Raw genomic sequence first — 12,862 nt, 5'->3', positions numbered from 1 at the left:
ATGATATAAAAAACACAAAAGCCCCACCATAGGCAGGGCTTTCGAGATCTAGCTTAGAAAGAATTAAGCTTCGATGCTAATAAACTTACGGTTATTAGGACCTTTAACTTGAAACTTTACTTTACCGTCTGTTAATGCAAACAAAGTATGGTCACGACCAATACCTACGTTTACACCAGCGTGGAACTTAGTACCACGTTGACGAACGATAATGTTACCAGCTAGAACTGATTCACCACCAAAACGCTTAACACCAAGACGTTTACTTTCCGAATCGCGGCCGTTACGAGTACTACCGCCAGCTTTTTTATGTGCCATGAGTTAGACTCCTAAATTATGCGCTAATCGCAGTGATTTTAACTTCGGTGAACCACTGACGGTGGCCCATCTTCTTATCGTGATGCTTACGACGACGGAACTTGATAATAGTTACCTTTTCGCCGCGACCGTGGCCAACTACTTCAGCTACGACTTTACCGCCAGCAACTAAAGGAGCTCCAACGTGTACTGTTTCACCATCAGCGATCAACAAAACTTGATCGAATTCTATGGTTTCACCAGTAGCAACTTCTAATTTTTCTAAACGAACTGTATGACCTTCAGCAACACGGTGTTGCTTTCCGCCACTTTGAAAAACAGCATACATGGCTATTTTACTCCAAATGACTAACACACTAACTCATATTATTGACGAGACTAGGTGCTAAAAAACTTTTAATGACAATGGGCGCGGATTCTACGCGAAGAATTATCATCAGGCAAGTCTTAATTCACTATCAAATAAAAAAGACCTCATCACTGCACACTATTCATTAATAGCTAATGTGCCTTCTTTAAAATTTAGTTAACATGACCATGTTAATTTATACCTAAGTTTTATAATTAAATTGGTCAGAATCCTACTAACTATCGTAAAATCAGGATTCTGTATGTTCAATTGTGGAAATACATACTTTGAAAAATAGCACTGATATCCTGTAAGATATGCGCTCTAATTCGATATGACTAATTAAGGGTGCAAGCCTGTCGCCCAACAACCAGAGACTATTATGGATTTAAACGCCATTCGTCAACTGGCTGACACTGATATGCAAGCAGTCAATCAGCTGATATATAAACAACTTGAATCTGATGTAGCCCTAATTAATCAATTAGGCTTTTACATTATCAATGGCGGTGGTAAGCGTTTACGTCCGTTATTATCAGTATTAGCCGCACGAACCGTTGACTACCAAGGTGAACATCACCTTAAACTCGCGGCGATCATCGAGTTTATCCATACTGCGTCTTTGCTACATGATGATGTTGTTGATGAGTCGACATTGCGTCGCGGCCGTGAAACCGCCAATGCCTTATTTGGTAATAGTGCTAGCGTACTAGTTGGTGACTTTTTATATACTCGTTCATTTCAAATGATGACCGAGCTCGATAACATGAAAGTACTGCAAGTCCTTGCTCATACCACTAACGTACTTGCCGAAGGTGAAGTTTTACAGTTGATGAACTGTAATGACCCTGATACCACCGAAGCAAACTACATGCGGGTGATCTACTGTAAAACCGCAAAATTGTTTGAAGCGGCAACTCAGTTAGCCGGTGTTTTAGCCAATGTGAGCGCTGAGCAAGAACAAGCATTAGCTGATTACGGTAAATACCTCGGCACAGCTTTTCAATTAACGGATGATTTACTGGATTACACTGCTAACGCTGACGAACTAGGTAAAAACATCGGTGATGACCTTGCTGAAGGCAAACCAACATTACCGCTAATTTATGCCATGGAAAACGGATCTGACACGGCTAAAAAACTCATTCGAGATGCAATTAAGCAAAGTGATGGCACCAAAGCAATTGATGAAATTTTGGTGGCGTTAGAGGAGTCTGGCGCATTAGTTTATACTCAGGATAAAGCTCAAGCAGAAGCACAGAAGGCCATAGATGCACTCAGTGTTTTTCCTGACAGTAACTACAAGCAAGCACTCATTTCGTTAGCTCATTTGTCAGTTAATCGCAGCAGTTAATCGCAGCAGTTAGTTGCAGCCGTTAATAGTAATTAACAGTAGTGAGTAACAATTAGTTAGTAACATTTAGTGAGTAACTACCACAATCAATCATGAATTCATTGTTGATGTTGATGCATAAAAAAGGTGTGAATACTCAATTCACACCTTTTTTTATGATCAAACTTGCCAATTTATGGCTGAATTGCCTTGTTCAATTAATAATTGATTAATGCTTGAAAAATGACCGCAACCAAAAAAGCCTCGGTAAGCAGATAATGGCGATGGATGTGGGCCGTTCAATACATGGTGATGCGCAGCCGTAATCAGATGACCTTTCTTGATAGCATGATTACCCCAACACACAAATATAATCGGCGAAGATTGTTGGTTTAATCGCTGCAATACATTATTAGTAAATGTCTCCCAGCCAGATTTAGCATGTGAATGAGCCAACCCCTGCTCTACCGTTAATACCGTATTCAATAATAAAACGCCTTGCTTAGCCCAAGAGGTTAAATTGCCATGTTCGGGAGTCACAAAGCCTTCAATATCATTGGTTAACTCTTTATAGATATTCGCTAGTGATGGTGGCGGTTTAATGCCATTTTTAACCGAAAAAGAAAGCCCATGAGCTTGATTAGGTCCATGGTAAGGGTCTTGCCCCAGTATCACGACTTTAACCTCTGACAGCGGTGTTAAATCAAAAGCCGCGAATACTTCATCATCAGGCGGATAAACAGTTTTATTATCGGCTCTTTGTGAGGCTATAAAGTGTTGCAAATGTTGATAATATGCCTGCGATTGTTGTTGCTCAAACAGCTCTTGCCAATGGGAAGTCATTCGATGTATTCCTTAAATGAAAACGACAAATTTGTGAACTGCTTAGTCTTTAGTTTACTATTAACAGATTAATCACCCTTATGAATAATATGATGCCATTACATAATAACAAAAGCACTGCTAATAACGGTTTTACCCTTATTGAACTTGTCGTTGTTATTATCATACTTGGGATCATCGCAATTATCGCTTTGCCTAAATTCATCGATTTAGGCCAAGACGCTAAAATAGCCAGTGTAAAAGCAACTGGCGGGGCATTTTCTTCAGCAATAACCTTGGCTCATTTAAAATGGGCCGCGATGGGGTATTCAGGCCCAGCAGATAATTTAGCAATTTTCAGTCAAGCCGGAACCGATGGCGAACTGGATATGAACCAATGGGGCTATCCTGCGCAAAATTATCCACCTTACGAAGCCTCTCCAAGGCTGAATAATGTTAATGACTGCCTTTCAGTCTGGCCGACTCTGTTGCAGGATGGTCCAAGCGTTTCTATCAGTACCGATAAAGGTTCATCTGATTACCAAGCCGAATATATCAATCCAGATCAATGCCGATATAACTACAACTTGCTATCACTTATGTCGATATATTATGACTCACGTAACGGCCAAGTCTTGGTAGATTCAGATCCCAATAGCTAATTTTTTACCTGATATTTTCCAATAAAGACGTTACACTCAATGGAAAATTAACTCACAAAAAAGTGGATCTGATGTCTGAAGCCAAAACAGAATTAACAATGTATCAAATAGCTGACCAATTTATTGCCCTAGCCAATCAACTAAGCCAACAAGAAAATGATATTGGTAAAGTGGGTACGGCAATGAGATTTGCTTCAGCACGCTTTAATGCGTTCGAAGCCTCAATTAAATCAGCTGATCTTGCCGCTGAAAAAGATCATGCATTAGCTTGGTTTTCTGATGAATTTAAAGCCATGTTAAAAGAAAACTTAGAAGATCATATTGCTAATCCTCCTGTAGCAGCACCGCAACAAGAGCAGAAAAGCGATGATAGCGTACAAATGTTCAAAGGTGCCTAGCATTCGCTAACAACGTCACTGATAATTAGCCGTTAATCAATAATCCCTACCGGACATCTGGTGGGGATTACTTTTTAAAATAAAGCACATTTAACACTCCCCGCTCACCGCATACTATTGTCGCTGTTCGCTTTAACAACTAGACCTATGCATAAACAACATAATTAATCACGGTTAACCGAGTAGATGCCAGTACTATAACAACGTGTAAATAACCCTAATAGAAAGCAAAATTAATACAATACCTGAGAGCCTATCAATCAGTTTTGCCTTTGCTCGTAACTTAGGTAATACAGCAGAATGTGATAACACGAATGCAATAACGGTATACCACAAGCCATCAATAATTAGCGGGGTAAATACAATCAATGCTTGGCCAGTGGTCGTTTGTGCTGCCAAGACAAACTGACTAAATAAGGCTAGAAAAAATAATAATATTTTAGGGTTAAGCAGTGAAATAGCGAGTCCATCACGAGCTGCAATCCATAAACTAGTGGCTTCCCCAGCGGCTAATTTTTGCTGCATCCCGCCTTTGGAACCAAGCGCTTGAATACCCATCCAAGCTAAGTAAATTGCTCCGATTATCGCAATGGCATTAAACATTAATGGTGATGCTTTTAATATTGCAGCCAAACCCAATAGAGTCACCAGCGCATACACACCGATACCAATTGAATGCGCCCAAGCACATACTATGCCGTGTAATCTTCCACCACTGAGTGTATGCCTCACTACCATGGCTAAACTCGGGCCTGGAGACATGGCACCCAAACAGCATATCGCTAATAATCCCAGCCAAGCACTTAACGTCATAACACTCCTTTATTTGCAACTATCCAGTTATTAATATTTTGCAAAAATACATTTTAACAACCAGTTAAGTATGCGTTGTTAATGTATCGTCACTTATATGGATGAGTATAATAACGTATTTACAGAGGAAACCTATGACGACATTAATGCTGATATTACTCTTGGTTATTTTTATTGCCGTAGTAATATTGATTTGGGCTAAAATAAAAGGTAAATCGATTCCGACCTTAGTGATAGTCATGCTCATTTTGATGGGGATCTGTTTTGCGGGGATCATTGCGTTTGTTAATAAAGGTGAAAACTATCAGGCATATCAAACATTGAATTGGCAACCACTTGAACCTGAAAAAATTGCCGCCTATGTTAAACAAGGCAATATTGTGTTTGTTGATATTACAGCCGACTGGTGTGTTCCCTGCCAAACAAATAAAGCCAACGTACTTCATCGCGAACAAGTCGTAAATAAATTAAACCAACCACACATTATTCTCATGCAAGGTAATTGGACTCAAGCCGATACCGTCATTGAACAGTATATGGGGCAACAGGCAGTTGCTGGTACGCCGTTTAATAAAATCTATGCCCCGTCCTACCCAGAAGGCATTGAGTTGCCCAAAGCGCTGATTATCGACGATGTGTATCGAGCATTAGCTTTAGTCGTCAAGTAAGATACTTAATCTTCAAAACAGAATATGTAATCTTCAAGCAAAAAGCCTAGAAAACTTTCACAATAAAAAAGACTGCCGAAGCAGTCTTTTTAGTTATTGATTTAGTTATTGAATGTCGCTAACGCTTAGAAGCGGTAATTAACACGGCCGTAGTAGAAACCACCGTTGTAATCAAATGGACCACTTTCGTAGTACACCGCACCTAATTCACCCAGAGTGCCATCTTTTAGCTTCTGCGCTTCTTGATCGAAGATATTGTTTGCGCCAACTGATACCGTTAAGTTATCAAGTACCGCATAGCTCACTTCAAGATCGATAGTCACAGCAGCATCTGCCACCTCAGAACCCCAATCAGAAGTATCATCAGCGTGTGTAGCGTAGTACTCACCAAACATATTACCACGAACTGACATGCTTAAATCATCCCAGCTTTGGCCCCAAGTAAGGGTTGCACGGTGTGCAGGAATACCATCTTCTAAACGACGAACTTTACCTGCATCAGTTGTTTCAGGGTCATATTTATCAACACTGGTATCAGTCCAACCGTAGGCTAAACTGAATTTCGCATCACCTGATAACATTTCTGTAGTATAAGACGCTACAACATCAACACCTTGAGTCGTTGTGTCAAAATCATTAGTGTAGAAGGTTACCGCAGAAATCAACTCAGGGAACTCAACACCAGCGGCACGTAATGCATCGTAGTCACTAGCTTCAACCGAAATTTGGCTAGATTGTGCAATACGACCAGTTACTTCAATGTTGTAGTAATCAACAGTTAAGAACAAGTTATCATATTGGTATACAAAACCTGCTGCATAGCTAACAGACTCTTCAGGATTAAGTACTTCACCACCATAGAAAGCCGCTAATGGGTTTGTTGGTGGAGCAATGAAGGTTTGAATCAAGTCACCGTTAACAATCGATGTTTGAGTGTTAACTACGTTTTCTTGACCAACGGTTGGCGCACGGAAACCAGTACTGTGCGATGCACGGAATGATAATTCATCGGTTGCAACATACTGCGCTGTTAACTTGTAGTTTAATGTGTCACCAAAAGTAGAGAAATTTTCATAACGAAGTGCAAAGCCTAATAATAAGTCTTCGGTTAAATACGCTTCAATATCGGTATAAACACCAATGTTGCTTCGGTCATTTTTACCGGCTGATTCTGGACCAAAACCTTTAAAGCCGTGTGAGCCAATGTTGAAGCCTTGATCAGCATAAGGACCTGCAATCCATGAAGCTTCATCACCTTGACCAATCTCAAATGACTCTTCACGCCATTCAAAACCAGTAGCAAAGCTAATGTCTTCTAAGCTACCAATAGTAACGAATCGACTAAAATCAGCATTAAAAGTTGTTTCTACTTGCTCGTATGAACCAGTATCAAAGTCAGTTGGTGTATCTAAACCCATTGATGGGTTTAATGAGTTCTTTAAACCAAAGCTGGCTTTGTTACTGCCCGTACCTGCGCTCACATCATACATCCACTCGCCAGACTCGCCTTTTACACCAGCGAAGAAAGACATATCTTCAATTTTACCGGTGAACTGAGGTGTATACCCGCCTGGACGAACTTGGTTCATAGAGAAACAATTAGGATCGGCAACCATTGCTTGATAAGCGTCAGTACCCAACACGTTTCCGTCTTGATCTGGAATGCCATCACCATCGATATCTATTTTAGGAATAGGGACATTCATGTTGTTACATGTTGCTACCCCATCGGTAGCCAAACCAACATCCCCGACTAATAAACTTTCGCCGCCATCTACAGAATAAACGTTACCGCGGTTATGCGGGTTACGATAATAGAAACCACCAGTTGCTTCACGTGATGACACGTTACCGAACGCATACAAATGGGTATTGTCGTTAATATCAAAACCGGAGTTTACGAATACAGTAAAATCATCATTGATCTCAGGGTTACCCCAAGTTTGTGCTGGATTAAGAATTGAGGTATTACCCGCATCAGCGATAGCTGCTGCATCTGGACGCTGTACACTGCGGCTAGTCGCATCTGCCGTTTTATATTGTGCACTGATGTTAACAAAGCCATCATCAGTCAAAGGTAAACCAATGTTACCGTCAATTGTGGTTGCTGCGCCGTCACCTTCGTAGTATTCACCTTGGCTGACAGTGATAGAACCACCTTCAGAAGCATCTTTTAATACGAAGTTCATTACACCAGCAATCGCATCCGAACCATACTGAGCAGCAGCTCCGTCACGTAATACTTCAACTTGCTTTAATGCCACACCAGGAATAACAGATATATCTGGACCTTGTGCACCATCGTTAATGCCACCACCTTGGAAAGCAATAACTGACGCACGATGACGGCGTTTGCCGTTAACCAAAATAAGCGTACTGTCAGACGGTAAACCACGTAAGTTAACCGGACGAACTAGCGTTGCAGCATCACTAATCGGTTGTGCACGAGAGTTAAAAGAAGGCACTGATGTTACTAACATGTCGATCATGTCAGTCGAACCGTTTTTCTTTAAATCATCACTGCTGATGATATCAATTGGAACTGGTGAGTCACCAATTGAACGAGGTGCCGCACGAGAACCCACGACTGCGATTTTTTCAACGTTTTCTTTCTTTGCAACTTCTTCATCGGCTGCGAATGCTTGAGTGCTAACTACAGATCCGGCAAGTGCAAATGAAATGGCTAAGCTCAAAGAGCTGATACCAAATTTAGATTTTTTTGATTGCATCATTATTATGTTCTCAACTGCTTATTATTGTTGTTTGTCGACGATGTTTCTCACAAAATGAATGAAAAACACGTCTATCCCTATCGAAATACTCCCTATCTCAACTACATTTTTATAACAATTGAAAAACAATTGCTAACACTTTTTGGGATAAATAAGTAAGCGCTAAATAGCAATTTACAAAAAAATACTCTAAGCAGTTGATTTTTAGTGATATAGGTCACATATCGAATTATTTACTAGAAGTAAACTTTTTTAACTAAATCAACACAAAACACAAGTGTAACCATTAGTTTACACAAGAAATCGTGTTTTGATGGTGATGTATTAAACGAGTAATCTAATATTGATTCAATTTCAGTGAACCTTTGCCAATTGATATTGACCCGTGTAGGTTAGTAAAAATAATCTAAACGGACGTTTGATTTATAATAATAACCAAAAATATCTAAGGTGGTATGCATGGCTTATGATGCAGATTCAGTACTTGATTTACACCAATACACATCCATAGTTGATTTGATCGAAAAAGCTTGTGACAAGTATGCAGACAATATTGCATATGCATGTCTTGGGAAAAGCACTAGTTTTCGTGAAATAGAACAAGGCTCGCGCCATTTTGCCAGTTATTTGCAACACAGCACTTCATTGCAACCTGGCGACAGAGTAGCAATACAGTTGCCTAATATTACTCAGTTTGTGATTGCGGCTTATGGGGTAATTAGAGCCGGTATGGTGCTAGTCAATACCAATCCGATGTACACCGAGCGTGAACTCATTCACCAATTTAACGACTCAGGGGCAAAAGCCTTAGTCGTATTGTCGGATTTACTACCCACATTAACTAACGTGATCGACAAAACAACAGTAGAGTTGGTGATTTCGACCCACGCAATGGATCTTATTCAACCGCAACCTCAACCAGAAACCCCGTTTAACAAAGTGGCATTTACCTCTGTGCTCGTTGAAGGTGCTAAGCATCCTTATCAGTCAATAAAACCTAACCATGATGATTTAATTGCTCTGCAATACACTGGCGGCACAACCGGTTTATCAAAAGGCGCTATGCTCAATCATGGCAACCTTTTGGCTAATTCTGGTCAAGTAAAATCACGAATTGCTAGCACCATGACCGAAGGACATGATGTATTTGTCGCGCCATTACCGATTTACCATATCTATGCATTTATGGTTAATTTGGTGCTGTATTTTGAGTCAGGTAGCTGTTCAGTATTAATTCCTAATCCTCGTGATATTGCAGGGCTAATCAATACCATGAAAGCCTATCCATTTACTGGGTTTGCGGGTTTAAACACTCTATTTGTTGGCTTATGTCATCAGCCGGAATTTAAAGCCTTAGATTTCAGTAAAATGAAAATAACCATTTCGGGTGGTACCGCATTAACGAGTGCAGCAGCTAACTTATGGCAACAAACCACCCAATGTATGATTTCAGAAGGCTATGGCTTGTCTGAAACATCTCCTGTTGTCAGCCTTAATGCACCAGGGTATCAACGCCTTGGTACTATTGGTAAACCGGTATTGGGCACTGAAGTTCATGTGCTCGATATGGATGATAATGAAGTGGCTATCGGTCAAGCTGGCGAACTTGCCGTGCGCGGTCCGCAAGTTATGCAAGGGTATTGGAATAAACCAGAGGAAACCGCTAACGTCATGACAAAAGACGGATTCTTTAAAACTGGCGATATTGGCATTGCCAGCGAAGATGGTTATCACACCATTGTCGATCGTAAAAAAGACATGATTATTGTTTCTGGTTTTAACGTCTATCCTAATGAAGTTGAAGACGTACTTTCAACTAATGAGTTAGTTTTAGAGTGTGCTGTTGTCGGGGTTGAAGATGAACGTTCTGGCGAAGCAGTAAAAGCCGTGATTGTATTAAAACAGCCGCCAGCAGATATCGAGGCCGTCAAACAGGCGATTAATGATTACTGCCGCAGCCAACTGACTGCGTATAAAGTGCCACGCATTATTGAGTTTACTGAACAATTACCGAAAAGTGCTGTAGGAAAAATTTTGCGTCGAGAACTACGTAAATAAGAGCTAGGTAAGTAAGTACTACACAAGCAAGAGATGAGCCAAGCAGGTAAATCTTAATGTGCTTAAAACGCTATGCAACTAACCTCAATGCAGAGCAATAACTGATTATCAAACTGCGATTAATGTCATTTGAAACAGTTAATTGATTCGAAAATAAAAAAGATGCTTCGGCATCTTTTTTTATTTCTCAACGACACGCTCACTGCACCAAGCAGTAACCATTATGACGGCTCGTTATCCATCAATAACTGTAAACTGGCAAATTCGCGATATAGCTCATTACTTGCCATTAATTCGTTGTGAGTACCACTGGCAATAAGTTGTCCTTTATCTATCACGAAAATCCGGTCTGCATTGATCACGGTAGCTAAACGATGGGCAATAATCACAGTGGTACGTTTGGCCATAAGTGAATCGAGGGCCTGTTTTACTTTGATCTCGCTTATCGCATCTAACGCACTCGTCGCTTCATCAAGTAGTAATATTGGTCTGTCAGCAAGAATCGCTCTTGCGATTGCAATACGTTGCTTTTGCCCACCCGACAAACGCACACCACGTTCACCTAAGTAAGTCGAATAACCATCAGTAAATTCGCGAATAAACTCATCCGCTTTAGCCGCAATGCAAGCCTGCTTCACCTCTTCATCGCTAGCATCTAAGCGACCATAGCGCACATTATCGAGTACGTTCATGGCAAAAATCACCGACTCTTGCGGCACAAGAGCATACTGTTGGCGTAAATCTGCCAACGACAGCGTCGAAATATCAATACCATCTAATAATATCCGCCCCTGTTTAGGCTGGTAAAAACGCATCATCAGTTCAAATAAGGTGCTTTTGCCTGCTCCGCTTGGGCCCACTAACGCGACTCGCTCTCCCGGTGCAATGTCCATCGACAATTGGCGGATCACGTCTTGACCCAGATCAGATGGATAAGCAAAGCACACATTATCAAAACTGAGCAAGCCATTAACAGGCAACAATAATTTATTTGGTACAACTTGCTGAGGTATATCAACGGGCGTTTTGACTAATTCAACTAAACGTTCAGCCGCACCAGAGGCGCGTTGTATTTCGCTAAACACTTCACTGATGGTCGCTACAGCACCTGCAACCATCACGGCATAAAACATAAATGCAGACAGCTCACCACCAGTGATACTGCCAGACATCACATCTTGCGCCCCAATCCATGTAACAAAAGCAATTGCTACAATGCTTAAAAACATTACCGTTGAAATAAGCCGCGCACGATACATAATACGGCCTTTAGCCACATCCATTACCGCCTCGACTCTGCCAGCAAATAGCTGGCGGTCTTTAGCCTCGTGGGTATACGCTTGCACGGTATGAATTTCATGTAAGGTTTCATCAATATAAGCACCAAGATCGCCTACCCTATCTTGACTTTTACGCGACAAGGTTCTGACTTTTCGGCCAAAAAAGATCACCGGGCCTAATACCAAAGGAACGGCTAACAACACTAATGCTGTCAACTTAACACTGGTAAACGCCATCATAACGATGCCACCAATCACGGTCACACTTGAACGCAACGCCATAGATAAACTTGAACCGACAACGCTTTGTAACAAGGTACTATCTGCCGTAAAACGTGAAATAACCTCACCGGTACGCTGAGTCGCAAAAAAAGCTGGCGATAACGATAATAAATGATTGTAAACCTGTAACCGAATATCCGCACTGACCCGCTCGCCAAGCCAAGTCATCAGATAAAAACGACAGAAAACCGCAGTTCCACTGATTGCTGTAATAGCAATAATAAACAACATGATCTCATTCAATCGCCCTGCATTATCGGCAATAAATCCTTCATCGACCATTAACCGAACACCTTGGCCAAGCGATAACCATGCCAGCGATCCAATAAACAGAAATACAATCGCCGCCACTACTTTCATACGATAAGGAGACAGAAATTGTAAAATCCAAGGTAGAACAGAATGTTTTAAAGGAGGTTTAGTAGCAGAAGTTGACTCAAATGAAGTCGTCGTTGGATTCGTCACAGTATTAACCAGCATATATAACTAAGATATTCTAATAGTACCAATAAAACACAACATTGTAGATGCCTTAACAATAAGGCGCCGGCCAGCAGGATTACGACCGCCGAAAAAATGATGCTAGTATCGACTAAAAAATAACATGAAAAATAGCATGAGCAATAAAATGAGAAATAGTATGAGAAATAGTATGAGAAATAATATAAGACCATCGCACGGTTTTACATTAATAGAGTTGGTTGTTGTGATTATTATTTTAGCCTTATTGGCCGTTGTCGCGAGCAGTAAATTCATTAGCTTACGCAAAGATGCAATTGTATCTACCATGGTAGGAATGGAAACAGCAATGCAATCAGCTGCAACGTTAACCTATTCAAAAGCCGCTATTGCTGGTGTAGAAAGACTTGCGACTACGACGCTTAATATTGATGGGGTCAATGTTAACTTAGCTTATGGCTATCCCGATGGAACTGCCGCTGGTATTGCAATGCTAATGAATATTCCCGAAGGTGATTGGCAACAACGCAAAAGTACGTTGCCTATAACTGCATGGGTATATTGGCATGGTGTCATTAAAGAGGATGCGGGCGTTGCTGCATGTTATTTACGTTACAGGCAAGTAACATCAGCCACCGCACGACCTGTTATAGATGTTCAAACAAGCGGATGTTAGACATCAATGGGT

Annotated in this window: 12 protein-coding genes; 6 read left to right on the top strand and 6 right to left on the bottom strand. The window is 41.0% G+C overall.

Going from position 1 to position 12,862, the window contains the following annotated elements:
• Positions 1-63: 63 nt before the first annotated feature.
• Both rpmA and rplU read right to left on the bottom strand, forming a co-directional pair.
• Positions 64-318 (bottom strand): 50S ribosomal protein L27, encoded by a 255-nt coding sequence (rpmA, locus tag HNW13_RS00855; RefSeq protein WP_011638531.1) that lies wholly within the window; start codon positions 316-318, stop codon positions 64-66.
• A 16-nt stretch (positions 319-334) separates the two neighbouring features.
• On the bottom strand, positions 335-646 hold the full coding sequence (gene rplU / locus HNW13_RS00850; RefSeq protein ID WP_101088747.1) for a 50S ribosomal protein L21: 312 nt from the start codon (positions 644-646) through the stop codon (positions 335-337).
• A 403-nt stretch (positions 647-1,049) separates the two neighbouring features.
• Between rplU and ispB the strand changes: the two genes are divergently transcribed.
• Entirely contained in the window at positions 1,050-2,021 is a 972-nt protein-coding gene (ispB, locus tag HNW13_RS00845; RefSeq protein ID WP_101088746.1) for an octaprenyl diphosphate synthase, read from the top strand.
• Between the two features lie 159 nt (positions 2,022-2,180).
• Here ispB and ung read toward each other — a convergent pair whose 3' ends face one another.
• Complete coding sequence (gene ung, locus HNW13_RS00840) at positions 2,181-2,843, bottom strand: uracil-DNA glycosylase (RefSeq protein WP_101088745.1); 663 nt, start codon at positions 2,841-2,843, stop codon at positions 2,181-2,183.
• A gap of 80 nt (positions 2,844-2,923) precedes the next feature.
• Between ung and HNW13_RS00835 the strand changes: the two genes are divergently transcribed.
• Both HNW13_RS00835 and HNW13_RS00830 read left to right on the top strand, forming a co-directional pair.
• Positions 2,924-3,484, top strand: coding sequence for a prepilin-type N-terminal cleavage/methylation domain-containing protein (locus HNW13_RS00835; RefSeq protein WP_101088744.1), 561 nt, complete (start codon positions 2,924-2,926; stop codon positions 3,482-3,484).
• A gap of 71 nt (positions 3,485-3,555) precedes the next feature.
• A complete protein-coding gene (locus HNW13_RS00830) occupies positions 3,556-3,882 on the top strand; it encodes a DUF3144 domain-containing protein (RefSeq protein WP_101088743.1) in 327 nt (108 codons plus the stop codon).
• A gap of 195 nt (positions 3,883-4,077) precedes the next feature.
• On the opposite strand, the gene HNW13_RS00825 is transcribed toward HNW13_RS00830, so the two are convergent.
• Positions 4,078-4,695 carry a LysE family translocator gene (locus tag HNW13_RS00825; protein ID WP_101088742.1) on the bottom strand — a complete coding sequence of 206 codons (618 nt, stop codon included), beginning with the start codon at positions 4,693-4,695 and terminating at the stop codon, positions 4,078-4,080.
• 134 nt (positions 4,696-4,829) lie between these two features.
• Between HNW13_RS00825 and HNW13_RS00820 the strand changes: the two genes are divergently transcribed.
• On the top strand, positions 4,830-5,363 hold the full coding sequence (locus tag HNW13_RS00820) for a thioredoxin family protein (RefSeq protein ID WP_101088741.1): 534 nt from the start codon (positions 4,830-4,832) through the stop codon (positions 5,361-5,363).
• Between the two features lie 125 nt (positions 5,364-5,488).
• On the opposite strand, the gene HNW13_RS00815 is transcribed toward HNW13_RS00820, so the two are convergent.
• Positions 5,489-8,095: a TonB-dependent receptor gene (locus HNW13_RS00815; RefSeq protein ID WP_192114344.1), complete on the bottom strand. Its 2,607-nt coding sequence runs from the start codon at positions 8,093-8,095 to the stop codon at positions 5,489-5,491.
• Positions 8,096-8,554: 459 nt separating this feature from the next.
• Here HNW13_RS00815 and HNW13_RS00810 point away from each other — a divergent pair, with 459 nt between their 5' ends.
• A complete protein-coding gene (locus HNW13_RS00810; protein WP_162023758.1) occupies positions 8,555-10,153 on the top strand; it encodes an AMP-binding protein in 1,599 nt (532 codons plus the stop codon).
• A 221-nt stretch (positions 10,154-10,374) separates the two neighbouring features.
• Here the strand turns inward: HNW13_RS00810 and HNW13_RS00805 are convergent, their stop codons facing one another.
• Positions 10,375-12,195: an ABC transporter transmembrane domain-containing protein gene (locus HNW13_RS00805; RefSeq protein WP_192114343.1), complete on the bottom strand. Its 1,821-nt coding sequence runs from the start codon at positions 12,193-12,195 to the stop codon at positions 10,375-10,377.
• Positions 12,196-12,367: 172 nt separating this feature from the next.
• Between HNW13_RS00805 and HNW13_RS00800 the strand changes: the two genes are divergently transcribed.
• Positions 12,368-12,850, top strand: a complete 483-nt coding sequence (locus HNW13_RS00800; RefSeq protein WP_192114342.1) for a prepilin-type N-terminal cleavage/methylation domain-containing protein — start codon at positions 12,368-12,370, stop codon at positions 12,848-12,850.
• Positions 12,851-12,862: the final 12 nt, after the last annotated feature.

Source organism: Shewanella sp. BF02_Schw (genome assembly GCF_014596695.2).
Taxonomy (GTDB): domain Bacteria; phylum Pseudomonadota; class Gammaproteobacteria; order Enterobacterales; family Shewanellaceae; genus Shewanella.
The sequence above is the reverse complement of the archived record's forward strand: the minus strand, read 5'-3'. Positions and strand labels throughout refer to the sequence as shown.